This is a genomic window from Burkholderia arboris (assembly GCF_038723655.1).
GTDB lineage: Bacteria > Pseudomonadota > Gammaproteobacteria > Burkholderiales > Burkholderiaceae > Burkholderia > Burkholderia arboris.
Genome location: NZ_CP109822.1, coordinates 3,186,742 through 3,212,309, shown reverse-complemented (window position 1 = coordinate 3,212,309; position 25,568 = coordinate 3,186,742). Strand labels below are relative to the sequence as shown.

The 25,568-nt window shown below is 64.5% G+C and carries 21 protein-coding genes; 18 read left to right on the top strand and 3 right to left on the bottom strand.

Features of this window, described 5'->3' with window-relative positions; all coding sequences use genetic code 11:
- The first annotated feature begins 199 nt into the window (after positions 1–199).
- From OHZ10_RS31850 to OHZ10_RS31790, 13 genes are all read left to right on the top strand, one after another.
- Positions 200–496, top strand: coding sequence for a cupin domain-containing protein (locus OHZ10_RS31850; protein WP_059239182.1), 297 nt, complete (start codon positions 200–202; stop codon positions 494–496).
- A gap of 617 nt (positions 497–1,113) precedes the next feature.
- The gene (locus OHZ10_RS31845; RefSeq protein ID WP_059240913.1) at positions 1,114–2,715 is read left to right on the top strand and encodes a DUF2957 domain-containing protein; all 1,602 of its coding nucleotides are present in this window, start codon (positions 1,114–1,116) and stop codon (positions 2,713–2,715) included.
- 71 nt (positions 2,716–2,786) lie between these two features.
- Positions 2,787–4,040, top strand: coding sequence for a DUF2957 domain-containing protein (locus tag OHZ10_RS31840; RefSeq protein ID WP_059239184.1), 1,254 nt, complete (start codon positions 2,787–2,789; stop codon positions 4,038–4,040).
- 73 nt (positions 4,041–4,113) lie between these two features.
- On the top strand, positions 4,114–4,938 hold the full coding sequence (locus tag OHZ10_RS31835; RefSeq protein ID WP_059239186.1) for an OmpW/AlkL family protein: 825 nt from the start codon (positions 4,114–4,116) through the stop codon (positions 4,936–4,938).
- Between the two features lie 121 nt (positions 4,939–5,059).
- Positions 5,060–5,563: a hypothetical protein gene (locus OHZ10_RS31830; protein WP_059239188.1), complete on the top strand. Its 504-nt coding sequence runs from the start codon at positions 5,060–5,062 to the stop codon at positions 5,561–5,563.
- Between the two features lie 182 nt (positions 5,564–5,745).
- Positions 5,746–6,249, top strand: a complete 504-nt coding sequence (locus OHZ10_RS31825; RefSeq protein WP_174993841.1) for an activator protein — start codon at positions 5,746–5,748, stop codon at positions 6,247–6,249.
- 231 nt (positions 6,250–6,480) lie between these two features.
- Positions 6,481–7,602: a hypothetical protein gene (locus OHZ10_RS31820; protein WP_059239192.1), complete on the top strand. Its 1,122-nt coding sequence runs from the start codon at positions 6,481–6,483 to the stop codon at positions 7,600–7,602.
- Between the two features lie 360 nt (positions 7,603–7,962).
- Positions 7,963–9,105 (top strand): MGDG synthase family glycosyltransferase, encoded by a 1,143-nt coding sequence (locus tag OHZ10_RS31815; RefSeq protein ID WP_059239194.1) that lies wholly within the window; start codon positions 7,963–7,965, stop codon positions 9,103–9,105.
- Positions 9,102–9,596 (top strand): hypothetical protein, encoded by a 495-nt coding sequence (locus OHZ10_RS31810; RefSeq protein WP_059239196.1) that lies wholly within the window; start codon positions 9,102–9,104, stop codon positions 9,594–9,596. Before OHZ10_RS31815 ends, OHZ10_RS31810 begins: the two co-directional genes overlap by 4 nt.
- 6 nt (positions 9,597–9,602) lie before the next feature.
- Positions 9,603–10,187: a dual specificity protein phosphatase family protein gene (locus OHZ10_RS31805; RefSeq protein WP_059239198.1), complete on the top strand. Its 585-nt coding sequence runs from the start codon at positions 9,603–9,605 to the stop codon at positions 10,185–10,187.
- Between the two features lie 421 nt (positions 10,188–10,608).
- Positions 10,609–11,535 carry a hypothetical protein gene (locus OHZ10_RS31800; RefSeq protein ID WP_342705340.1) on the top strand — a complete coding sequence of 309 codons (927 nt, stop codon included), beginning with the start codon at positions 10,609–10,611 and terminating at the stop codon, positions 11,533–11,535.
- A 10-nt stretch (positions 11,536–11,545) separates the two neighbouring features.
- Positions 11,546–14,275: a toxin VasX gene (locus OHZ10_RS31795; RefSeq protein ID WP_342705339.1), complete on the top strand. Its 2,730-nt coding sequence runs from the start codon at positions 11,546–11,548 to the stop codon at positions 14,273–14,275.
- Entirely contained in the window at positions 14,272–15,339 is a 1,068-nt protein-coding gene (locus OHZ10_RS31790) for a hypothetical protein (protein ID WP_342705338.1), read from the top strand. The genes OHZ10_RS31795 and OHZ10_RS31790 overlap by 4 nt, the downstream gene beginning before the upstream one ends.
- Positions 15,340–15,653: 314 nt before the next feature.
- Here the strand turns inward: OHZ10_RS31790 and betA are convergent, their stop codons facing one another.
- From betA to betI, 3 genes are read right to left on the bottom strand one after another with little or no spacing between them, the layout of a single operon-like run.
- Positions 15,654–17,354: a choline dehydrogenase gene (gene betA, locus OHZ10_RS31785; RefSeq protein WP_342705337.1), complete on the bottom strand. Its 1,701-nt coding sequence runs from the start codon at positions 17,352–17,354 to the stop codon at positions 15,654–15,656.
- Positions 17,355–17,379: 25 nt separating this feature from the next.
- Positions 17,380–18,849 carry a betaine-aldehyde dehydrogenase gene (gene betB, locus OHZ10_RS31780; RefSeq protein ID WP_174993835.1) on the bottom strand — a complete coding sequence of 490 codons (1,470 nt, stop codon included), beginning with the start codon at positions 18,847–18,849 and terminating at the stop codon, positions 17,380–17,382.
- A gap of 32 nt (positions 18,850–18,881) precedes the next feature.
- Entirely contained in the window at positions 18,882–19,466 is a 585-nt protein-coding gene (gene betI, locus OHZ10_RS31775) for a transcriptional regulator BetI (protein ID WP_059239210.1), read from the bottom strand.
- 720 nt (positions 19,467–20,186) lie between these two features.
- On the opposite strand from betI, the gene OHZ10_RS31770 reads away from it, so the two are divergent.
- The 5 genes from OHZ10_RS31770 to OHZ10_RS31750 all read left to right on the top strand — a co-directional run bounded on the left by OHZ10_RS31770 (position 20,187) and on the right by OHZ10_RS31750 (position 25,568).
- Positions 20,187–21,089, top strand: a complete 903-nt coding sequence (locus OHZ10_RS31770; RefSeq protein ID WP_059239211.1) for an alpha/beta fold hydrolase — start codon at positions 20,187–20,189, stop codon at positions 21,087–21,089.
- Between the two features lie 67 nt (positions 21,090–21,156).
- A complete protein-coding gene (locus tag OHZ10_RS31765; RefSeq protein WP_059239213.1) occupies positions 21,157–21,726 on the top strand; it encodes a methyltransferase family protein in 570 nt (189 codons plus the stop codon).
- Positions 21,727–21,743: 17 nt separating this feature from the next.
- Positions 21,744–23,027, top strand: a complete 1,284-nt coding sequence (locus tag OHZ10_RS31760) for a glycosyltransferase (RefSeq protein ID WP_342705336.1) — start codon at positions 21,744–21,746, stop codon at positions 23,025–23,027.
- Positions 23,024–24,619 carry a DHA2 family efflux MFS transporter permease subunit gene (locus tag OHZ10_RS31755; RefSeq protein ID WP_059239217.1) on the top strand — a complete coding sequence of 532 codons (1,596 nt, stop codon included), beginning with the start codon at positions 23,024–23,026 and terminating at the stop codon, positions 24,617–24,619. Before OHZ10_RS31760 ends, OHZ10_RS31755 begins: the two co-directional genes overlap by 4 nt.
- 10 nt (positions 24,620–24,629) lie before the next feature.
- A complete protein-coding gene (locus OHZ10_RS31750) occupies positions 24,630–25,568 on the top strand; it encodes a glycosyltransferase family 2 protein (RefSeq protein ID WP_342705335.1) in 939 nt (312 codons plus the stop codon).

The window sequence follows — 25,568 nt, the reverse complement described above, 5'->3', positions numbered from 1 at the left end:
GCGGTCATCAGTCAATAAAAAAGAGCTTTATTTGAATTGAGCGAACAATTGCGGGCATTTTCCGCAAACCGGGCCGTGACCGCGTCGCCGCGCGTGCGGCCGGCCGACTGTGCTGCCCGAAGGACCTTGCGCCGTATCGGGACGGAACGCATCGCGCTCGCGATAATGCGTTCCTTTCATCGTTTACGGAGCGGCGCGCATGTCTTTGATCGATTTCAAATCCGTGGCGGACGCCCAGGCCGCCGCATGGAAATCCACGATCGTCGGCGAGGTCGGGCCGGCCCGGATCAAGGTGCTGCGCATGGATGCGCAGCCCTACGAGGCGGAAGTGCACGACTACAACGAGGGATTGCTGGTGCTCGACGGCACGCTGATGCTCGAAGTCGAAGCGGAAACGGTCGTGGTCGGGGCCGGGCAGATGTATCTCGCGCGGGCCGGCATCCGTCACGCGGTGCTGCCCGGCAGCCACGGCACGCTCGCGATCATCGACGTGTAAGGTTGCGCTGCAACATGCGCGGCGGCCGCTGAAGGCCGGCTGGCTTGGCTCGGCGCGGATTGGCGGTCGCCGTTCAAACGCGTGTTCCACGGCCCCGGTATTTGTCTGAGCAAATAAAATGAAGGCTGTTTGAAAATCTGTCAAATACCGTGTAAACGCTAGGATCGCGCGGGTTCATTCGTTTGGAACTCTGCATCCATTTACTTGTTTGAATGGTCCGATCATAGTCTCGACAAACGACGCATCACGATAACGAATCAAGCGTACGGATGGAGACCACACCATGAGACGCCTATCCGCGGGGCCAGCCGGACTGCCGTTTCCCGATTTTTCGCTGCATGCAGGCGCGACGCAGGTCGCATGCCTGCGTCGTCACCTCGCCGTGTAGCGGCGAACCACTTTCCGTTTCGATCGTTCCGACGGCGCCGTGCCGCATGACGGCGCTGCGGGAGCGCGCTCGTCTGCCGCCGCGGCATGTGCCGCATCCGCCTGACCGGCATCGCGGCTGCCTTGCGCGCACCGTCATGCGCCGCGCATTCGTGCGGCGGCGCGATACCAACCGGCGGGCCATGCAGCCCGGCCGGACGAGACTTGTCGTACCTGAAAAGGAGGGGTTGATGATTTGCATTCCTGAATGGCGGAAGGCGATCCTGTCGTGCGCGGTGCTTGCGTTGCCGTTCGTCGCCGGTTGCGGCGGCGGCGACGATCCGGGGCCGATCAACGTGCCGCAGTGCTCGGGCAGCGCCTGCGGGCCGAGCGGTGCTGAAACGACGCCGCCAGTGGTGACGAAGCTGTGTCCGGACGCGCTCGATTACACGACGACGTATACGGGCGGTTCGGGCAGCGGCGAATACGTGAAGGTGAAGTTCGACACGACGAAGCTCACCTATCAGATGCAGTTCATCGACTCGTCGGTGCCGACCTCGGCAGGGCAGATCAACAACACGCGCGCAGGCCTGACGATCAGCGGCGCGTTCCATCATCCGACCAATCTCCCGACGGCCGAGCAGAATCGTTGCGCGTTCGTGCTCGACAGCGGCGCGACGAGCGACGGTACGTATTCGGTGACGATCAACCGCGCCGATCCGCCGATGCTGTTCGTCGGCAACGGCGTGGTGGGCGGCGGGATTCCGGGCGCGACGATCGCGTTCCAGGGCATCGACGTCTTTGGATCGATCATCGGGGCGGTGCCGTCGCGTACGTTCGACTTCTACCCGTTCATTGGCTTCACCAACACCGAAACGGATTTCACGAAGGTGGCCGGCGCGTATAACGAGGTCGGCATTCACCTGTCTCCGCCCGGTACCGGCTATCAGACCAGCACTCCGGAAGGGTGGCAGCCGGACGTCGTGAACTGGAACCAGACGTTCAATGCGGACGGGACGTGCACGATCACGCAAGGCAGCGACTACTCCTGCCAGACGACCGGTACGCCGTGGACGTTGCGTAAAAACGCGGACGGCACACCCGATAACGTATTCGTCAGCAACGCGCAACCGGGGCAGGCCTATCCGACGGCCGGCCAGGGACAGCCGCTGGTGCTCATCGTGCCGAGCCAGGCACACGGCGTGATGATCGTCGGCAAGCTGAATGGCGCGCTGGTGCCGATCGTGATCCGCGTCGGGTATGCGTATGCTCCGGCGGGTAATCCGCTGGGCTCGGTGGCCGATGCGGAAGTCGGCATCTCGATGCTCGCGCCTTCCAAGGCTGTTGCGACCAACCTGCTGAAGGGCGGTTTCATCGGTGCGACGAGCGCATCCGCGTGTGGTGTGGTGACCTCCAACGGGCCGTCGAGTGTCGCAGCGACTTCGAAGCCGAGCTTCAATGCGCTCGTCCCGCATCCGGACCTGCCTGGCGTGTACAACACGACGTTCAATTTCTTCATGCCGGCCGCCGGCAACTGCAGCGACGGCACCGCCGTGTCGACCATCGCGGCGAATTACACGTCGACGCTGTTCCAGGGCAATACCGCGGCTTTCATCGACCCCCAGACGTCGTCGGAGACCGCGCAGTTCGGGCTGGACTATACGCAAGCCACACCCGGCAAGATCGCGGTCACGGCCAACAGCGACTTCAACGCGAAGGGCGCGAACGGCAACGTGGCGATCTTCAAGAAGGGCGATACGGGCTGGATCCTGACGGCTGGCAACGTCTACGCGATGGTCGTCAACAACAGCCAGGTCAACCCGTTCTTCACGGTCGGCGCGTTCGTCCAGTAACCCTGCATTGAACACGTAACACCGGCGGCGCATGCGTCGCCGCCGGCGAATCGAATTTCAAGAGGATTCCTATGAATTTGAAACAATGGATGGCTGCGGCGTCGCTCGCGCCCGTGCTGGCCGCATGCGGTGGAGACGGCGACCCGCCGCCCGCGCCGGTGGTCCGGCTGTGCCCGCAGACGATCGACTACAACACGGTGTTCATCGGCGGGTCGGGGTCGGGCGAACTCGTGAAGGTGCAGCTCGACACGACGAAGATGACGTACCGGATGACTTACCTCGCATCGCCGGTGCCGACCACCGCGGGCACCGTTCAGCCGACGCGCGACACGGCCCCCGCGAATGTGGTCGACGGCACGCTGGCCGACGAAACGGGGCTGCCGACGGTGAAGCTGAACCAGTGCACGTTCCGGATGCAGAACGCGAGCCTCGACCCGAGCCGGCCCGCGCGGCTGTTCCTCGGCGAAGGCGTGCTGGGCGGCGCGATTCCGGGCGCGACGATCCAGTTCAACGGCGTGATCGGCGTCGGCAAGATTCCGCAGACGACGTTCCCGTACTACCCGTTCATCAGCTTCTCGTCGCTCGAAACCGACCTGACGAAGATCGCCGGCACGTACAACCAGCTCGGCTATCACCAGGTGCCGTCGCAGAACTTCCAGCCGGTGGCGCTCGACCAGAAGGTGACGATCAACGCGGACGGCAGCTACATCGAGACCGACAACTTCGGCAAGAAGAACGGCGGGCAGCCGCTTGCGTCGAGCGCGACCGTGAACCAGCCGTTCACGCTGCGTCCGGATGCGCCGGCGTTCCAGTCGCTCAACTACCTGCCGCAGATTCCGCCGACACTCGCCGCGCTCGATCCGGCGAAGGCCGGCAAGGGGATCCTGATCGTCGGCAAGCTGCGCAACCAGCTCGTGCCGATCTTCATCCGCACCGGCGCCGCGAACGCGGACCTCACGCAAGGGCCGCCGAGCGCGGACGACGAATCGGGCATCTCGTTCCTGAGCCCGCAGACGGCGATCGCGCAGGGCTCGCAGGACGGCGAGTACACGGGCGTCGACAGTGCGTTCAACTACCGCGCGACCGCGCTCATCGGTGCACAGGCCACGCTGCTCGATCCGTTCAACGCGTCGCAGGCCGCGCTCACGCGCGCGCTGAACCTCGACTACACGCAGAAGGTGCCGGGCGTCGTGACGACCGTGCATGCGGATGCGGCGTCGGGGCCGGCAACCGGCAAGTTCGTGTTCACCGGCGGCGTATTCGGGTTCCTCGACATGAACGATACGAGCAACCCGTACTTCACGGTCGGCGCATTCGTGCAGTGACGCACGCCTGGATGGAGACACGGCGGCGCCGCGCGCAGATGCGCGGCGCCCGGACAGAATGAGGGGAGACTTCATGAAGAAGCTGATTGTCGCGGGTATCGTCGCAGGCGTGTCGACGCTCGCATCGGCCCAGCAGGCGGGCGACAACGTCGCGACGCTGGGCTGGCTGCACATCATGCCGCAGGATTCGACCAACGGGCTGACGACGAATCTCGCGGGCATGCCGATCAACGGGCCGCTGCGCCTGCCCGGTTCGTTCACGTCGCCGGGTACGAGCCTGACGGTCAACAACGCCGATACGGTCGGCCTCACGCTCACGCACTTCTTCACCGACCACATCGCGGTGACGTCGGTGCTCGGTGTGCCGCCCGAGTTCACGCTGACCGGGCACGGCACGATCAAGCCGCCGGGCCCGGCCGGTGCGCTCGGCAGCGTCAACATGGACGACCCGGCGAACCAGCCGGCGGTGAAGAACGCGCGGCAGTGGAGCCCCACGATCATCCTGCAGTACTACTTCAATTCGTCGACGGCGCGGTTCCGGCCGTTCGTCGGGATCGGCGTGGCGTACAGCTGGTTCAGCAACATCGAACTGAACGGCAACTTCGCGAGAGACATCAACCAGAACCTCGGCAGCGTACTCGCGGCCGGCGCCGGCAAGCCGGGGCCGACGTCGGTGGAGGGCAAGGCGTCGTCGTCGTTCACGCCGGTCTACAACATCGGCGCGAGCTATGCGATCGACAAGCACTGGGGGCTGACGGCAACGCTGACGTACATGCCGCTGAAGACCTACTCGTCGCTCGTGATCAAGGCGGCCGACGGCTCGACGCTCGCGACCACGCGCACGAAGTTGAAGGCCGACCCGCTGATCACGTTCGTCGGGATTTCCTACAAGTTCTGAGCCGACCGGCGCGCATGACGCGTGCCGGCGGTTTCCTGCGACCGGCTGGCCGGATCGTTCCGGCCGGAAGGTTGCGTTCCTGGCGGCGTGCCGCCATTTGTAAAGAGAGGGGGCAGTTCAAATGAGCATTCGCAAAATCGTATCGCTTGTTGCTGCAGTGGCTTTCACCGCGGTTTCGGCCGCGCCTGCTTTTGCCGTCACCGTTTCGCGCGTGGACGGTCAGCCGATGAATCCGAACGGCGAGCCGTTTTCCGCGTCGGGGCTCACGAATCTGAGCAAGGGGCAGATCAGCGCGCCCTGTACCGCGACCTTTAACGGCACGATCACGTCGACCGGCATCGTCAACATCACGTCGACGACGTTCTCGGGCGGCGCGACGTGCGGCCTGATCAGCGGCAGCGCGAGCAGCACGTCGCCGTGGACGGGCCAGGCCGACAGCACGACGCAGCTGTCGATCAACAACGTGAAGGTGAACGTCACGCTGCTCGGCGCGTGCGGGCCGAGCAAAGTCGTGACGGCGTGGAGCGATGCGAACTCGTCGCTGACGTTCAACAACGCCACGCTGACGCCGGACTGCACGGTGGGCGGCACCGTTCTGACGTCGCCGAAGTTCCACGTGCAGTAAGCATTGCGGATCGAAGCGGATACCCGTTGCGCGCGAGGGCCGTGCGGTAGGCGCGGCGGGTTTTCGCGGTTTCGATGGGTTCGTGCCGTCGCGCGTATCGGCGCGGCGGCCGGATTCATTCGCAGAGCGGCCGCAGTTCGGGTGGCAGGCCGCCGCATATCGAGAGAGAGAGGGCCTCACAAATGAAAGCTCGTCGAATCACGTTGCTTGTTGCGGCTGTGGCATTCGCCGCGGTTTCGGCCGTGCCTGCATTCGCAGTGACTGTTTCGCGCGTGGACGGCATGCCGATGAATCCGAATGGCGAACCGTTTTCCGCGACGGGGTTGATGAACGTCGGTAAGGGAGCGATTGTCGCGGTCTGCAGTACCACGTTCAACGGTACGATCTCGGCGACCGGTATCGTCAACGTGACGTCGACGCAGTTCACCGGGGCTCCCCTCTGCGGCTTGTTCGCCGGTAGCGCGAACAGCGCTTCGCCGTGGACGGGACAGGTGGATAGCACGACGCAGTTGTCGATCAATAACGCGCAGATGAACGTCAATTTGCTCGGGGCTTGCGGGCCGGGAAAGATAGCAACGACATGGAAAGACTCGGACTCGTCGCTGACGTTCATGAACGTCGTGCTGCCGCGTGATTGCACGTTCGCCGGGACGCTCGCGACGTCGCCGAAGCTCCACGTACAGTAACCATGACCGAGCGAAGCGGGGCGCCCGCCCGTGCATGAGGATCGTGTGGTTCGCACGTGAGTTTTCGCTTCCTCGATGTATTCGCGTCGTCGCGCTTATCCGCGTGACGGCCGAGCCACCCGTGTCGCGATCCGATTCGGGTGGACTTGCCGGGCTGGCGTGACGTACTGCGCCCCCGACTCGATCGAAACAAAACGATTCCAATTCGACCAGAACTATCCCGGACGACCCATGCTTACCGATCCAGCAAAGTATGGCGAGGCCCGCGGTGCGACGCCTGACCGGCTGCGCACGGCCGCGTGGCTGCAGTACCTGATCGACCATCTCGACGCGATTGCTTGCGCGGCGATGGCGGGCGACGCGTACGACATGACTGTCGTCGCGTCGCACGCGATACGCATGCAGGCCGGCGTCGACCTGTCTCATGAAGCCGCCGCGATCCTCCACCGGCTCGTTCCGTGGATCGCGACGGACGGCGGCGGCTGCGCGTGCGACCCGGCCGATCCGCTCGGCGCATGCTCGCATGTGCCCTCCGCGCAGCAGCTCGCGGAGGCCGAACGTTGCTGCCCCGGCTCGCGCGCCGCATTCGACACCGCGCACGGCGTGATCGATGCGTGTGCGTTCGACGACCCCGAGGTCGGCTGGGCCGCGCTCGAACGGATTGCCGGCGGCGTCGAATGCAGCAACGAAGACGCCGTCGAACGCATCGCCCACGAAAATGACGCGCCCGGCGAGACGCCGCCTGCGAAGAACCTGAGAGAACGACTGACCGCCATCGCGGCGACAAGCGCGCAAACACCGGACCGCCCCGGCGCCGTCATCGACGCGATCGTGTTGCGCGCATGCGGCCCGCGCGACGACGCGGCGCGCATCGACGAGATGGCCGCGCTCGCGATGTTCGCGGCCGAACTCGCCGCCGGCAACGGGGTGTCGGTCGCAGCGTACGGCGGCCAGCACAACCTCGTTGCGCAAGCGATCGGAACGCATCGCGCCGATCTCGCGTCGGTGGACGGGCTGTTCGCGGCGCTATCCGTATGCCGGCTCGATCGACTGACGGGCGCCGGCAGTTTCTGGGCTTACTCCCTGCTGGCGGGCATCGTGATTGCCGCGCCGGACACGGTTCGGGAAGTCGGCCGCCGCTTTCATGGCGACACGTGGCAAACGTGGCTCGACCACGTGCTCGCGTGGCCTGCGGTCAGCCGCTTCGGGACGAAGGAGGATGTCGCGTTCGACCGTTTGCGCGGCGCGATGAGTCTAACGTCGCGCAGGAACCCGATCATCCGCGCCAAGCGGATGCGGACGCGCGCCGTCGCGATCTCCCGGTTCGGCGAAGACGAGGGCAACGCCGGCTGACGCGAAGCCTTTGCCGAAACGAAACGACGGGTATCGCCCGGCGCGAGCGTCCCGTTTGCGCTGAAGAAACACCGGGCCCCGTTCGCACGCGCGAGCGGGGCGTCACGCCGTCGCCATCCACGCGCGACCGCGCCTCATCCCCATCCGACCGCCCGCGCGGCACCCTCCGTTCCAGGCCTCGTCGCCCGGACGCAGTATGATTCCGCAGGCGATGCGGTCGATCGGCCGATCCGGGCCAACCGATCGACCGCACCGCCGAAGATCCGCCAGGCTGGTTGAAAGCCGGACGCAAGATGCCGCCGCGTAACCGCGCTGCTGCCGACCCGCATCCGGACCCCCTTCATCGAAACGGTCAGTCAGATGTCAAAGCAAAACAAGAAAATCCTGCTCCTGAGCGTCAGCGCCGGCGCCGGGCATACCCGCGCGGCCGAAGCGATTCGCGCATTCGCCGATCACCATCCGGCCGGCATCGAAGCCACCCACCTCGACGTAATGGATTTCGTGTCCACCGGCTTCCGCAAGCTGTACACCGATTTCTACATCAAGCTCGTCAGCAGCCAGCCCGCACTGTGGGGCTACTTGTACCAGAAGACCGACGAAGCCGATCCGGCCGCCGCGTCGCAGAAGATCCGCCGCGCGATCGAGCGGCTCAACTGCCGCCAGCTGCTCGCGGAGATCGAGCGGCAGCGCCCGGACGCGATCATCTGCACGCACTTCCTGCCGGCCGAACTGTTGTCGCGCGAGATCCGCAAGGCGCGCATCGACACGCCGGTGTGGGTGCAGGTCACCGATTTCGACCTGCACAGCATGTGGGTCGTGCCGCACATGCGCGGCTACTTCGCGGCCAACGACGAGATCGCGTGGCGCATGCATGCACGCGGCATGGCGCCGGAAACGGTGCACGTGAGCGGCATCCCGATCATGCCGGCGTTCGGCCAGCCGCTCGATCGCGCAGCGTGCGCGGCCGAGTTCGGCCTCGATCCCGCGCGCCGCACGTTCCTGATGATGTCCGGTGGCGCCGGCCTCGGCGGGCTCGACGTGCTGGCCGCGCGGCTGCTCGAGATGGACGCCGATTTCCAGCTGATCGCGCTGGCCGGCAAGAACCAGGCGATGCTCGCGTCGCTGCAGGCGCTCGCCGCGCAGCATCCGGGCCGGCTCTTTCCGCAGGGCTTCACGCAGCAGGTCGAACGCCTGATGGCGTGCGCCGACCTCGTCATTACGAAGCCGGGCGGCCTGACGACGTCCGAATGCCTCGCGATGCAGTTGCCGATGATCGTCAACTCACCGATTCCGGGCCAGGAAGAGCGCAACGCGGATTTCCTGCTCGAACAGGGCGTCGCGCTGAAGGCCATCGACGACGATGCGCTCGTCTACCGGATCCGCGCGCTGCTGCAGACGCCGGAGCGCCTGGCCGACATGCGTCGACGCCTCGCGCCGCTCGGGCGGCCGCTGGCCGGCCGTTTCGTGCTCGACCGCGTGCTGGGCCTGGAGCCGGTCGCATGAGCGTTGCGCGTTTCATCCCGGCGCGCCATACGCTGTTCGTCGTTGCCTGGGTCGTGCTGCTCGCGTATTGCTTCGCGAACGTCGAGATCCAGATCGAGGGGAGCGCGGGCTGGGCCGCGAACCTGCCGACCTGGCGCATCGAACATCACTGGCTGCTCGACCTCTTTTGGGGCGGGCGGCCGATGACCGGCTACCACGCATGGGTGTTCCCGTTCGTCGCGCTGTTCTTCCACTTGCCGCCGATCTTCAACGGGCGGTGGTCGTGGCGCATCGAAGCGCGGATCGTCGCGTGCATCATGGTGTTCTGGCTGACCGAGGATTTCCTGTGGTTCGTGCTGAATCCGGCCTACGGTCTGTCCCGCTTCAATCCGGCCCACGTGCCGTGGCATATCCACTGGCTGGGCGTCGCGCCGACCGACTACTGGACCATGAGCGCGGCCGCGATCGTGCTGTTCGTCCTGTCCCGCGAGCGCAAGCGCGCATTCTATTGAACCGACATGAAAATCGCCGTCATTGCCTCGCTCGCCGTCACGCTCGCCGCGCTCGTGCAGCCGGCCCACGCGGACCCGGCCTCCGACGCGTCCGCCCGGCCGATCAAGTGGGCGCAGAGCGTGGTCGATGCGCACGTGAACAACCTGCATCGCATCACGCCGACGCTGTACCGCAGCGCGCAGCTGTCGCGCGCGGACGTGCCGGAACTGCAGAAGCTCGGCATCCGCAAGGTAATCAGCTTCCGTTCGTTTCACGCGGACGACACCATTCTGGCCGGCACGCAGATCCGGATGCAGCGCATCCGGATCAACACGTGGGACATCCGCGACGAAGACATGGTCACCGCGCTGAAGGCGCTGCGCACGGCCGACCAGGACGGCCCGGTGCTGATCCATTGCCAGCACGGCGCCGATCGCACGGGCCTCGTGTCCGCGCTGTACCGGATGGTGTACCAGGGCTGGACGCGCGAGCAGGCGCTCGATGAACTGCAGCACGGCGGCTACGGCTTTCATCCGGTCTGGCAGAACATCACGAACTACCTGAAGCACGTCGACGTCGAGCGTTTGCGGCAGGCAGTGAACAACGGCTGAGCCGGAAAGGAAAACGCCGCCGACGGGAACCGTCGGCGGCGTTTCTTTTTGGGCGACCGGACGGCATGCCCGAGGTCGTCAAACCGTCTCCGGCTGCCGCGCCGCCTTCGCGATAATCCACGCCATTGCCCCTGTTCGCGACGAAATAAGGCACGTCCACGCGCGCGAGCGGTTGCTTGCCACGGATCTTGTCAGGGATATCGATCGCCGATTGGCGCATCGTTTCACGTCATCCAGGTTTGATTCCCGATCAAAATGCCTTGCTGAAGGTTTGTTAGATGCAATGCAATGCTCATGAAAATCGCTTGATGAATTTCTGATTCGTCCGATAGACCTTAAGGCGATTGACCGGTACTTTTGGTCCCCGTCCAACAGGCGCCGACGCTATTCGCTATAGCGGGACAGGAACGGGGGAAACCTGATGATCACAAAGCTTGAACTGCAGCAATGGTCTCGCCGAGTGGTGAAAGCACTGCCACATACGAACTGGACGACGTTGACGCAGGGGCCACGTCCGTGGCTTTGCCTGAGCGGTACTCACAGCGATTCGCTTGAAGAGGAAGTCCAGGCCGTGACCGGGCGGTTCCAGTATCGCTGGGTCTGGCGCGATACCACCTGGGAGTATGGCATCCCCGGTTACCGCCAGGGGCCGCTGCTGGTTCCCCTTGACGAGCCGCTCTATGCACATGCCGTCGAGTGCTGGCTACGCCGGCAGGCCGGATTTATCCTGCTGGGTCCCGACGAAGAAGACGCCTTGGTATTCCACCTCCAGCGATTGCGTTTGCTGGAGGCATCCGACGGCTTTCCGATCAGCATCGGCCTGCATGCCGGGCGACCACTCGAAGAACTGTGCGAAGGGTTGCCGGCGGATCGTCTGTCCGAACTGTTCGGCCCCATCAAACGCCTCATCTGGTATGCGGGCGACGAGCATGCGGGTGAGTGGCTGTTTGCCGATGTGCCGGCCACCGATCGCCCGACATCAGTGCCAGACGGGCACATCGCGTTGACGTTGAACGACGAGATCGCACTCGATCAGGCCAGCCTTGCGTGGTTCATGCGCGACTGCGCCCGCGCGTTCCGTCAACGCTTTCCGGCCTACAACCATCCGGATAACGAACCGGTGCTATGGCAGCATCTGGCCCACTTTGCCAACGAAGCGACCGACCCACTGGCGCTCACCACGGAGCGCGACGTGCGCCATTACATGGAACTGCGCTTCCGGTATTCGCATGAACTGTTTGCCAAGGATGCCACGTTGCGTGACATCTTGATCCAGCGGCAGGTGGATGGGAAGCAGCGCCTGTTCGCAGCCGAAGCGCGGCTCAAGACACTCGCTTTGACGGCGTAAGGAAAGGATTATGGCAGCCCAGTACGACAAGGCGTTAGGCCCGAATCATCCCAGCGAACAACAAGTCGGCAAAGCCATCTCGCCGCCGCCGTGCGAGCACGGTATCCCCATCTATCCGTTGCGATATGGCGTGGCGGACGCTCCGTGTCATGCGAGCACCGGGTTGAGCAGTCCATACCCGGCACTTTCGGCGGGGAAGCAGCAGGGGCTTCGCATGTTGCGGTCGGGATGTTACCTCTATGTTCGTTACGTCAGGAACGGGCGTATGTGGGCGCGGCAATACAGAGTGACTGAAAACGGGCGCTTCATCGCATTGTGGTGGACAGAGAAGGACTATCAGGGCGAATTCCCGGGGCGCCATGCGCGAATCGATGTCGGCACCGACCGGCCGTATGTGCTCATTCCCAAGGAGCAGGCAAGCGGTTCGGTGTGGTTGATGGTGAGCGACAGCATGCTCAGTCATCGCGCGTTATGCGAAATAGAGCGTGATTCAGCACAGCGGGATTTGCTGGCGCGCGAGATTAAACCACTCGGTGGCAAGCAAGCCCACTGCTTTGCTGCTGATCACCTTCCGCAGGCGCTACCGGAGCATTCAGGGCAGGTCTATCCCTGGAGTGCGAGCTTGCCGAAGAAGGCGGCAGGGCAATCTGTTGCTGATGCCATGCGGGTTGCTGCGCTTCCTCAGAAGGACGTGGACCTACTCGCCGTGGCACTGCCTGATCCAGTAGGCATGCTGATGGATCTCAATCAGTTGGTGGGTGCTGCGCTTCAGGATCAAGAACCCTATGTGACGGAGGCCGCGCGCAAGCTGAGAGTATGGGGAATGATCGAGTCGCTTGCTGATGCAGCTCGACAGCGTGCGATCCAAGAGGCCGTGGCGAGCGTGACTATAGGGGGCGTCAGGACACACGCGGATTATCCCTATCAGCGCGGCAAAGCCGGCTACGCCAGTCGTATGCGCTTCGCCGACCATCAAGCTTACGACGCGTTCATCAAGCAACACCCGAAACGGTTGGCCAGTCTTCAGAAAGCGGTGGATGTGGCTGCGGCGGATTTGTGGGAGGTATTTCAGTCAGTCAAGCCCGCCTATACCACGCTGCTGACGCTTTACGAAAATAAGGACATCGAAAATTTTATCGACAGGCGACAAGTCGGCGCTTGCACATTGACAGGTCTGGTCCACCATCCGAAGGGCGAAGCATACCTGCAAAAGTGCGTGACGACGGATGGCTTGACGGGTTGGCTGCACGATCTCGTTCTCGGAAATCCGCTAGTCGGCGACTGGGTGGACTGGCGCAACAGTGGTGCCGTGGCTGGTGGCCTCATCAACGACACGGTCATCGAGCGTGCGCAGACGCTGTTGAAGTCGATTCCGGCGGATGCCGCGTCGCAGCAGTTGAGCGTCATGATCGGCGCGCTTGTCGCCAGGAGCAAACTGCGCAGCCCGGCGCAGTTTTGGACGAGTGCATACCGTCCTGCGTTGGAAGAACTGGATGGTCAATTGGCGGGCGCTGTACCGGTCAAGCTAAAGGACGCGGGTACTTGGGTGCGGGACCAATTGGGGATCGAAGGCGGGGATGGTTTTCGGCCACGCACCGTCGCGCAAAAGGCCAACGAAATGCTTGTGCTGTACAAGATGCAGGATGTCCAACAAGCGCTGAACGACATGGAAAAAGCACCTGCCGAACTTCGGCGGGCGCATAACACGCGTGTGGGCATCGGCGGGCTCGCCGTTATGGTGTCTACCTATAACGCGGCCGTGGCTTTCAATGCATTGGGCAAAGAGGATGGTTTGACTTTGGCGAGCGCATTGGATGCTGGCGGTAAGGTGCTCGGCTTCGGTTCCAGCAGTTTGTTCATGGCGCAGGTGTATCGGAATCGGTTGGCGAATCTTGCGAGGGAAGCTGGTCAAGGGGCGAAGTCCGAGGTGTTGATCGCTTCGGCTAACAAATTGGAGCTTTGGGCTATTGGAACTGCCGCGATAGCTGCCGGAGTCTTCGCATTAAAGGACTTCTACAGTGCTACATCTGGTACCGAAAAGGGTGGATCCGCGGCGTGGAGTGTAATTAGTGGTGCGATTTCTGGCACAGCCAGTGGTTTAGGTGGCCTTTACGTACTCGGCACGGTCAGTCCAAAGTGGCTGACCAAACTCGCTGCCGCCGAGGTTTCAGTTGCCCGCGTTCCGTTCGCTGTCGCGAGGATGGGATCCGGACCCCTAGGGTGGACGTTACTTGCGCTTGATGGCCTCTACTCAGTCGCTCGTGTTATTCATGATCGCATGGCCGCCGAACAAGTGGTGGCCGAGTGGATTGCTCGCAGTGTCTGGGGTAACCGACGCAGCAGTAGCCTCTTCGATCATAAGTCGTTAGAGCCGTACAAGGACGATATCGAGGAACTACACGCGTTTTACACATTGTTCCTCAAGCCAACTATTACGACAGACGTGCAGGTTCTCAATACCGTTGGGACATTGACGATTCCCGGGGTGGCGGAACTGCGCCGCATTACGATCACTCTTCCGGGGTGGAGGTCACAGATCAGCAAATTCGAGCTGACACAGATTCACGGTGCGCTAGGTCGTGTCGCCACGTATAAGGATCCGGATCTGGTGGTTGAACAGGATGGAGTGGGTGTCATCACGTTGTCGAACGATACATTGATTGGCCAGACCAAAGTCGTGTATTGGCCGAACCACTTCACCGAGCCTGATTACAAACTTCCAGCAAGCAACTACCTATGAGTGCGACTAAGGACGATCCCAGCCTGCTGCCGATGGATGCAGCAGGCTTCGAAAAACAGATCGAGGCACTCCGTGCCAAAAGTGACCATATCGGATTGCCAGGCATCACGATAGCGATGTGGCCACCTAAAGTTTGTTTTGCTGACGATGTGTCGGATCCGCAAGTGTTTAACGAACGATATATCGAACCAGATTTTATTCGAGGGCAATGTTCGATGATTATGTATTGCTCTGCACTGATGCATCACTTTTCTCTGGCAATTCTACTGATTGCATTTTTCAAGAATCTGGGCGGCATCATTGAGGCAATTTTACAAACGGGTGTTGCATATGCTTTTTTTTTGATCATCTATGGCTTTATCTTTCGGCTTGCGGCCCTAGGTGCGATATCACCAACGCACCGCTTCAACCGCCAGGCGCAAGTCGTACACATTCCATGGGGCAATCAAACATTGCATCTGAGGTGGCGAGACGTCCGGCCGTTCACTCAAATTGGACAAACGTTGAATGGCCGATTCCGTCTTCATCTCTACTTCCCCCAACCGCACCTGACATTCGGAAAGGTATCCAAGAACTTTATTCGTAAGCTTTACAGTGGACCATTCGATTTAGAAGGTGACTTTGCCTCGCATGACGGCACGACCTTTTGGGCCAATCTGGATCGCCTCGAATTCATCCGTCGCTACATGGAGCACGGCCTGGAGGCGATCCAACCGGATGATCATTTGCGAAGACTCGGCCGCGTACACAAACCGAGCGGCTTTCCAGTGAGCACCCCCAATCCGGACTGGTGGGACCTGTATGTCAGTCGCCCCTTTGTCCGTCTGCTCTACTGGTGTGCGACCGGACCGCTGATCGACTGGTGGGTAGCACGCAAGCGGGCCGCCTATCGCTGGCCCGAAGAGGTGGAACGTTTGTGTGCCCCGGATGCGGATTTGAGCGGCTTCGACACGACGCCTGTCAAATCTCGCACGGACGTTTTCTACCGCTATGCAGGCGACCGCGGCTACGAGTTGGTCGATGCCAAGGGGCGTCCAGTCTCGGAGTGGGGCGTGTCTCGATAGAGGCCGCGGAAACTCGGCGTTCAACACAACGGATTTCATTGGCCGTAGCAGGAAGCGGGGCGCATCCCGCGGACCGAGTGCTGAATCGAAGGCGAGCCCGGCATGAGGCATCAGCCACCACCGTTACGATACCTGGCGGCATGTGTTGGCTTCGTAACTCGACAGAACTGCCGCGAAAGGGACGCCCCTTCTGCAGAATACGAAACCGATCGAACTGGCTTTAACCGGGAGCATGCGCGTCACGGAGAATGCAGACCGGGATAGAGCAGACGTCATGCGAATCCCGGTCATGCCTTGTATCGGCGTCGCCCCCGTCAGACCGTCTCGGGCTGCCGCACGGCCTTCGCGACATTCCGCGCCAGTGCGCCGTTCGCGACGAAGTACGGCACGTCGACGCGTGCGAGCGGCTGGCGGCCGCGGATCTTGTCGGCGATCTTCTCGGCGATCATGATCGTCGGCGCATTGAGGTTGCCGGTCGTGATGATCGGCATGATCGACGCATCGACGACACGCAGCCCTTCGAGCCCGTGCACGCGGCCTTCCTCATCGACCACCGCCATGTCGTCGTAACCCATCTTGCACGAGCACGACGGATGGAACGCGGTTTCCGCGCGGGCGCGCACGAACGCGTCCAGTTCCTTGTCGCTCTTGCAATCGGCGCCCGGGTTCAGCTCGCGGCCGCGATAGCGGTCGAGCGCGGGCTGCCGCATGATCTCGCGCGTCGCGCGGATCGCATCGCGGAACTCGCGCCAGTCGAGCGCTTCGGCCATGTAGTTGAACAGGATGCTCGGATGATCGTTCGGGTCGCGCGAGCGCAGCTTCACGCGGCCGCGGCTCGGCGAGCGCATCGAACCGACGTGCGCCTGGAAACCGTGCATCTCGATTGCGTTCGAGCCGTTGTAGTTGATCGCCACCGGCAGGAAGTGGTACTGGATGTTCGGCCACAGATCGTCGTCGCGCGTGCGGATGAAGCCGCCCGCTTCGAAGTGGTTGCTCGCGCCGAGGCCGGTGCCGTTCAGCATCCATTCGAGACCGATCTTCGGCTGGTTCCACCACTTGAGCGCCGGGTACAGCGAAACGGGCTCCTTGCACTCGTACTGGATGTACATCTCCAGGTGGTCCTGCAGGTTCTGGCCGACACCGGGCAGGTCGAGCACGACGGGAATGTCGAGTGCCTTGAGCCATGCGCCGGGGCCGACGCCCGAGCGCTGCAGCAGTTGCGGCGACGCGATCGCGCCGCTGCATACGAGCACTTCGCGGCGCGCATGCGCGGTCGCGCGCTCGCTGCCGCGCAGGTAGGCGACACCCGACGCGCGCTTGCCGTCGAACAGGATGCGGTCGGCGAGCGCGTGCGTGACGATCTCGAGGTTCGACCGCACCTTCGCCTGGTCGAGGTAGCCGCGCGCGGTGCTCGCGCGGCGGCCCTTCGGCGTGACGGTGCGGTCCATCGGGCCGAAGCCTTCCTGCTGGTAGCCGTTCAGATCGTCGGTGCGCGGATAGCCGGCCTGCACGCCCGCGTCGACCATCGCCTCGAACAGCGGGTTCACGCCCGGCTTGCTGGTCGTGACCGACACGGGGCCGCTGCCGCCGTGATAGTCGTTCGGGCCGACGTCGCGCGTCTCGGCTTTCTTGAAGTACGGCAGGCAGTCGAGATACGTCCAGTTCTCGAGGCCCTTGTGCGTTGACCAGTTGTCGTAGTCGAGCGCGTTGCCGCGGATGTAGCACATCCCGTTGATCAGCGACGAGCCGCCGAGCCCCTTGCCGCGGCCGCATTCCATCCGGCGGTTGTCCATGTGCGGCTCGGGGTCGGTCTCGTACGCCCAGTTGTAGCGGCGGCCCTGCAGCGGGTAGGCGAGGGCGGCCGGCATCTGCGTGCGGAAGTCGAAGCGGTAGTCGGGACCACCGGCTTCGAGCAGCAGCACCGTGACGTCCGGATCTTCCGTCAGGCGCGTTGCGAGCACGTTGCCCGCGGAGCCTGCGCCGCAGATGATGTAATCGTATTCGCGTGTCGTCATGACGGTCAGTCTCCTTTCGTGATCCTTAAAACACCGGGTTGTAGCGGCCGAGCTCGACCTGCACCGACTTGATTCGAGTGTAGTGCTCGAGCGTCGTGATGCCGTTCTCGCGTCCGACACCGGATTGCTTGTATCCGCCAACCGGCATCTCGGCCGGCGATTCGCCCCACGTGTTGATCCAGCAGATGCCGGCTTCGAGGCGGTGGATCGTGCGGTGCGCGCGCGACAGGTTCTCGGTCACGACGCCGGCTGCAAGCCCGAAGTGCGTGTCGTTCGCGCGGGCGATCACTTCGTCCTCCGACTCGAAATCGAGGATGCTCATCACCGGCCCGAAGATTTCCTCGCGGACGATCTTCATGTCGTCGCGGCAATCGCCGAACACGGTCGGCGCGACGTACTGGCCGTTGCCGAAGTGGCCGTCGGTCAGGCGCGTGCCGCCCGCGAGCAGCTTCGCGCCTTCCGCCTTGCCGCTTTCGATGAAGCCGAGCACCTTGTCGAGCTGCGCGGCCGACACGAGCGGGCCGAAGTTGGTGTCGGCATCGGCCGGCTTGCCGACGCGGATGCGCTTCACGCGCTCGAGCACCTTCTGCGTGAACGCGTCCTTGACCGAGCGGTGCACGAACACGCGCGTGCCGTTCGTGCAGACCTGGCCCGAGCTGAAGAAGTTGGCGGTCACCGCGATGTCGGCCGCACGGTCGAGGTCCGCATCGTCGAACACGATCAGCGGCGACTTGCCGCCCAGTTCCATCGTCACTTCCTTCAGCGACGACGCGCCGGCCAGCGACATCACCTTCTTGCCCGTCTCGACACCGCCCGTGAACGAGACCTTCGCGATGTCCGGGTGGCCAGTCAGCAGCGCGCCGACCGAGCCGTCGCCCTGCACGACGTTGAACACGCCGGCCGGCACGCCGGCTTCCGTATAGATTTCCGCGAGCTTGAGCGCGGTCAGCGGCGTGACTTCGCTCGGCTTGAACACCATCGCGTTGCCGGCCGCGAGCGCGGGTGCCGTCTTCCAGCACGCGATCTGGATCGGGTAGTTCCACGCGCCGATGCCCGCGCACACGCCGAGCGGTTCGCGGCGCGTATAGACGAACGATTCGGCGCGCAGCGGCACCTGCAGCCCTTCGATCGCGGTCGCGAGGCCCGCGTAGTACTCGATCACGTCCGCGCCGGTGACGATGTCGACCGCGAGCGTCTCGCCGATCGGCTTGCCGGTGTCGCGCGTTTCCAGCGCCGCGAGCGCGTCGTTGCGCTCGCGCAGCAGGTCGACCGCGCGGCGCAGGATGCGCGAGCGCTGCATCGCGGTCATCGCGGCCCATTCGCGCTGGCCTTCCTGGGCGGATGCAACGGCGCGGTCGACGTCGGCCGCGCTCGCCTGCTGGACCTGCGCGAGCAGTTCGCCGGTGGCGGGATCGAAGGTGTCGAAAGTCTTGCCGCTCGTGGCGTCGACGTAACCGCCGCCGATGTAGAGGCGCTGCAAACCGAATACGGACATGAGGATCTCCTTGAGGGCGACTGCGTGACGCGTCAGGCGGACGCGAGCAGCAGGTCGATGTAATCGTGGGCGAGCTTCAATGCCGCCCGGGTGTCGATCGGACCGCCGGCGAGCGCGCCGCGCAGCCACAGGCCGTCGATCAGCGCGGCGAGGCCGCCGGCGGCTTCGCGCGCTTTCGCGCGCGGCAACGCCTTCGCGAATTCGGCGCACAGGTTCGAATGGAGGCGCCGCGTGTTGACGTGCTGCAGCCGCTTGAGCATCGGGTCGTGCATGCTCTGCGACCAGAACGCGAGCCACGTCTTCATCACGGGCGCGCTGACCTGCGTGTCGTCGAAGTTCGCGGCGACGATCGCGCGCAGCCGCGAACGCGGATCCTTGCGCGCAGCCGTGCGGCGGCGCGTGGTGGCCGACCACAGGTCGCGCAGCACGTGCCGCATCGTTGCTTCGAGCAGGCCGTCCTTGTCGCCGAAGTAGTGGCTGACGATGCCCGTCGAGATGTTCGCGCGTTGCGCGACCGATGCGAGCGTCGTGCCGGGCAGGCCCGCTTCGTCGATCGAGCGCAGCGTGGCATCGATCAACTGTGCGCGGCGAATCTCCCGCATTCCGACTTTCGGCATCGCGACTCCCTTCGCCCGGACGGGCCGTCCATGGAAGTCGAGAGCTTAGCGGTTTTTTATTGATCGTTCAATCAACAAAAAACCGGGGTCGGACGATCAGGCTGCCCTCGATAACGGGTCTCGATTGCGTCCGCAGTCATGTGCAGGTGCGGAAAAACGCATTGAAAGAAGGTTAATTAAATTGGAATCTGTTTAAAACGGTTTCTGATAAATGACGCAATGCGGAGAAAAGTTTCCACTTCCGCATCCATTACAAATCGAAAGAGTGTCGAATTCTGTAATATTATTCGCGATGTGAAATCGTCAATTCGGATTGTGAAGATGCGCGGCTTTGTAAAAACCGTTTCAATCGGGCGATTGAAATGAGACTAGTGATTGAATATAAATGATTATTTGTGATTTTTGAGCGCCGGCGCAACCTGCCCGCAAACGATTGCGATCACCTTTCGGAAAATTCCGCTTACCATAGAAATTGATAAAAAAATTTGAATCCGGCCCATTTCCGGGTGGAGTAGAGGGGATCCTTGGAATGACTTGAGTAAGTAATATCGACCGTATTAGTATGGCGCCGCACTACGAGGAATGAATGGGCGCCGCCGGCAATTGCCGCGGTGCGTCGGCAACGGGCGCGTGGACAGACCGCGCACGGGGCCGGCGCCAGCCATTGCGCACCTGCAGCATGCCGCGACGTCGAGACGCCGCATCCACCGGAGAACGACGATGCCGACCGAAAAACACGTGGTCCCGCTACCGAATGGTCTGAAGGTCTACGTCGAACGGAACGTGTTCGACCCGGCATTCGACACGGCGATGCTCGTCAACGGCGCACTCGCGACGACCGCGTCGTTCGGCCAGACCGTCCAGTATCTCGGCGAGCGGATGAATACGATCTGCTTCGACCTGCCGTATGCGGGGCAGTCGCGTCAGCACAACCCGGGCTGCTACATCCTGACCAAGGACGACGAAGCCGCGATCCTGCAGTACCTCGTCGAGCATTTCGCGCCGGCGTTTCTCGTGTCGGTGTCGTGGGGCGGCGTCGCGTCGCTGTTCGCGCTCGCGCGCGGCTGCCCGAGCGTGCGGCGCGCGGCGATCTGCTCGTTCTCGCCGTTCCTGAACGCCGCGATGGTCGACTACGTGACGCGCGCCCGCGACCACATCGCAGCCGGCGAGAATCTCAAGGCCGCGCAGTTGCTGAACGACACGGTTGGCCGTTACCTGCCGCGCATCATGAAGCTGTACAACTACCGGTATCTCACGCGCCTGCCGCGCGACGAGCAGGACCAGGTCGCGTTCCACGTCGACCAGATCCTGTCGCTGCAGCCCGAGCGCTACTTCAGCGAGTTCGCGAACATCGGCTGCGAGCTGCTGTTCCTGAACGGCGAGCGCGACGACTACACGACGCCGGCCGACGTGCGCCAGCTCGGCGCGCATGTGTCGCGTGCGCGCTTCGCGACGGTGCCGGACGCCGGCCACTTCCTCGACATCGAAGGCCGCGCGCAGCGCGAATACACGCGTACGGCGCTGCTCGACTTCTTCTGCGGCGAGTCGTCCGTCGCGGCCGGCATTGCACGCGCGGCCGCGCATGCGTGCGTGCCCGCGCCGATGCACGCGCTGTCGTCGTGACCTCATCCGTCGTGCGTCGGGCTCGTCCCGCGCATCCGAATTCCCATCCCACCGAGGCAGGCCCGCCGTGAATATCGTTCAGACCATCGCCATCGTCGTTCCGTGGGCCGTGTGGCTCGCGTACTGGATTGCCACGTCGCAGGGCGTGAAGGCGACCGTGCGCAAGGAGGCGTCGCGCTCGCGCACGCTGCAGTCGATTCCGCTGATCGTCGGCGGCGCGCTGATCATCCTGCCCGATCCGTCGTGGCGAGCGCTCGTCCCCGACTGGCAATGCTTCGGGCTGCAGGCGCAGTGCGGGCTCGCGGTGCTGGTGGCCGGCCTGCTGTTCTCGGTCTGGGCGCGGCTGCACCTCGGCACGAACTGGAGCGTGTCGGTCACGCTGAAGGAAGACCACGAACTCGTCCGCACGGGGCCGTACGCGCTCGTGCGTCACCCGATCTACACGGGTTGCCTGATCGCGCTCGCCGGCGCCGCGCTGATCGGCGGCGAATGGCGCGGCGTGATCGGCGTGCTGCTCGTGTTCGCATCGCTCGCGTACAAGGTGCGCGTCGAGGAAAGCTGGCTGACCGGGTATTTCGGGCCGGCCTACGCGCAGTACCGCCGTGAAGTGGCGGCGCTGATTCCCGGCTTCTACTGACCCCGGCGAGGCGCGCGATGGCGAAGATGATCGTGACCGCGATCGGCTCGGCGGGCGACGTGCATCCGCTGCTCGGCGTCGCGCGCACGCTCGCGGCGCGCGGTCACGACGTCGTGTTCTGCACGCACGCGCCGTTCGAGGCGGCCGTGCGCCGCTGCGGCTTCGCGTTCGTGCCGGTCGGTACGGCAGCCGAATACGACGCGGCGATGGAGAACCCGGCGCTGTGGGATCCGCGCACGTCGTTCCGCACGCTGTGGCAGGTGATCGCGCCGACGCTGCGCCTGCACTACGACGCGCTGCATGCGCTGACCGATGCCGACACGGTGCTCGTCGGCACGCTGTGGGCGTTCTCCGCGCGCTTCATGCAGGAGCTGCACGGCACGCCGTACGTGTCGGTGCAGGTGTCGCCGTCGACGCTGCTGTCCGCGCATGCGCCGCCGACGCACCCGCGCCTGACGATTCCTGCGCGCTGGCCGCTACCGGTGAAGTCGGCGCTGATGACGCTGATCGAGCGCCAGGTGCTCGACCGCGTGTGCGGCCCCGCGCTCAACGCGGTGCGCCGCGAGCTGGGGCTTGCGCCCGCACGGCGCGTGCTCGGCCGCTGGCTGCATTCGACAGACGGCGTGCTGTGCCTGTTTCCCGGCTGGTTCGCGCCGCCGCAGCCCGACTGGCCGTCGAATCATCTGCAAAGCGGTTTTCCGTTGTTCAACGATATTGCGACACCCGACGATGATGTGGCACTCGATGCGTTTCTCGCGGCCGGCGAGTCCCCGGTCGTGTTCACGGCCGGTTCGACACGCGTCGATCACGCGGCATACGCGGGCGCGGTGGCGCATGCGCTGCGCGCGACCGGCGCGCGCGGGATCCTGCTGACGCCGTACGATGCGGCCCCTGGCGACGACCGGCTGCTCGTGCGCCGCTTCGTGCCGATGCGCACGCTGCTGCCGCGTTGCCGCGCGCTCGTGCATCACGGCGGGATCGGCACCGCGGCGCTCGCGTGCGAGGCCGGGATCGTGCAGGTGGTCACGCCGTTCGCACACGACCAGTTCGACAACGCGCAACGCGTCGTCGCGAACGGCTGCGGCGTGCGCGTCGACGGCCCGGTCGACGGCGCGCGGCTCGCCGCGGCGCTCGCGCGCGTGCTCGCCGAACCGGCGTTCGCGGTGCACGCGAAGCGCACGCGCGCGCTGCTCGCGGCCGGGCCGGACGGCTGCGGCGCGGCCGCCGATTTCATCGAACGATTCGTGCCGACGCGCGCTCGCGTGGCCGCGCGGGCCGATCTCGCGGTGGCCGGCGCATGAGCACCGCATCGCCGCTTCACGACGGGCCCGTCGCGCCGTCCGCGTTCGACGCGCCGGCGCCTGCGCCGGCCGCGCAGCCGGTGCGCGGGATCCGGCTCGCGCTGCTGACGTTCGCGCTGTCGCTCGCGACCTTCATCGAGGTGCTCGACTCGACCGTGACGAACGTCGCGGTGCCGGCCATCTCCGGCAGCCTCGGCGTATCGAACAGCCAGGGCACGTGGGTAATCAGCTCGTATTCGGTCGCGGCCGCGATCGCGGTGCCGCTGACGGGCTGGCTCGCGCGCCGTGTGGGCGAGCTGCGGCTGTTCGTCGGCGCGGTGCTGCTGTTCACGCTCACGTCGCTGCTGTGCGGGTTCGCGCGCGACCTGCACGTGCTGGTGATCTGCCGCGCGCTGCAGGGGCTGTGCTCGGGGCCGATGGTGCCGCTGTCGCAGACGATCCTGCTGCGCACGTTCCCGCCCGACAAGCGCACGATCGCGCTCGCGCTGTGGGCGATGACGGTGCTGCTCGCGCCGATCTTCGGGCCGGTGGTCGGCGGCTGGATCGTCGACAACTTCTCGTGGCCGTGGATCTTCCTGATCAACTTGCCGATCGGGCTGTTCTCGTTCGCGGTGTGCACCGCGATGCTGCGCCCCGACGCGCAGCGCGGCGCGGCCGGCCCGATCGACGTGCCGGGCATCGTGCTGCTCGTGATCGGCGTCGGCTCGCTGCAGGCGATGCTCGACCTCGGCCACGACCGCGGCTGGTTCGGTTCGCCGCTGATCGTCACGCTCGCGGCGGTCGCGACGCTCGCGATCGTGTCGCTGCTGATCTGGGAGGCGGGCGAAGCGCATCCCGTCGTCGATCTCAGCCTGTTCCGCGACCGCACCTTCTCGTTCTGCGTGCTGATCATTTCGCTCGGGATGATGAGCTTCTCGGTGGTCGGCGTCGTGTTCCCGCTGTGGATGCAGGCCGTGATGGGCTACAACGCGTTTCATGCGGGGCTCGCGACCGCGTCGCTCGGCGTGCTCGCGCTCGTGTTCTCGATCCTCGTCGGGATCCACGCGCACCGCTTCGACGCGCGCGTGCTCGCGACCTTCGGCTTCCTCGTGTTCGCGGCCGTGCTCGCGTGGGATGCGCATTTCACGCTGAAGATGACGTTCGCGCAGATTGCCGCGCCGGGGCTGATCCAGGGGATCGGGCTGCCGTGCTTCTTCATTCCGCTGACCGCCGCGACGCTGTCGCGCATTCCGGACGACCGGCTCGCCGCCGCGTCGAGCCTGTCGAACTTCCTGCGCACGCTGTCCGCTGCGTTCGGCACCGCGATGAGCGTGACGCTGTGGGAAAACCGTGCAATCTATCACTACGACGTCGTGTCGCAATCGGTCACGCACGCATCGGCGAACACGCAGCGATTCGTCCACGCGCTGAACGCGATGGGCGTGGACGGTGTGCGCGAGCTATCCACGCTGCACCAGGTCGTGATGCAGCAGGCGTACATGATGGCGACCAACGACATGTTCTGGATGGCGAGCATGACGTGTCTCGCGCTCGCGGCGATGATGTGGCTGACGCGGCCGAAGCGTGGCGCGGCCGCGTCGTTCGGGCATTGAGGAGAAGACCATGACGACACTCGGCGCACTCGTGATCCTGTATCACCCGAGCGATGCGCAGCTCGATGCGCTCAAGGCATGGCGGCACGCGTGCGACGCGCTGCTCGTCGTCGACAACACGCCGCAGCCCGATGCACGGGCGCGCGCGCTGTGCGACGGGGAAGGCATCGCGCTGCTGCATCACGGCAATCGCGGCGGCATCGCGGGCGCGTACAACGCGGGGCTCGCGGCGCTGTTCCGCGACTGCATCGACGCGGTCGCGCTGTTCGACCAGGATTCGTCGGTGCCGGCCGCGTATTTCCCGGTGATGCGCGACGTGTGCGCGGGGCTCGCGGGGCGCGCGTTCCTGGCCGGCCCGCGTATCTTCGACGAGAACGCGCGCAGCTTCCTGCCCGAACTCGCGACGAACGGCATCGGCTTGCGCCGCCTGCGCATCGAGCCGGGCGCGCCGCTGCAGCGCTGCGCATTCCTGATCTCGTCGGGCTGCGTGGTGTCGCGCGACGCGTTCGATCTGCTCGGCCGCTTCGACGAGACGCTGTTCATCGATCACGTCGACACCGAATACAGCTTCCGCGCGCTGTCGCGCAACGTGCCGCTCTATGTCGTGCCGTCGCTGGTGCTGCCGCACCGGATCGGCGCGAAGCAGCGGCATGCGATCGGCCCTTTCGAAATGACGTCGATGAATCATTCGTGGCAACGGCGCTACTACAGCGCGCGCAATGCGGTGCAGCTCGGGATGCAGTACGGGCTGCGCTTTCCGGTGGCGATCGTGCCGAACCTGCTGACGGTGTGGCAGGTCGTGCAGATCGCGCTCGTCGAGCGCGACAAGCGTGCGAAGCTGGCCGGCATCCTGTTCGGCGTCGCGGACGGCCTGTTCGGCCGGCTCGGCCCGCTCGAGCGCACGCGGCCGCGTCTGGCCGCGCGTGCACAGCGCGTTCAGCAGGGGTGA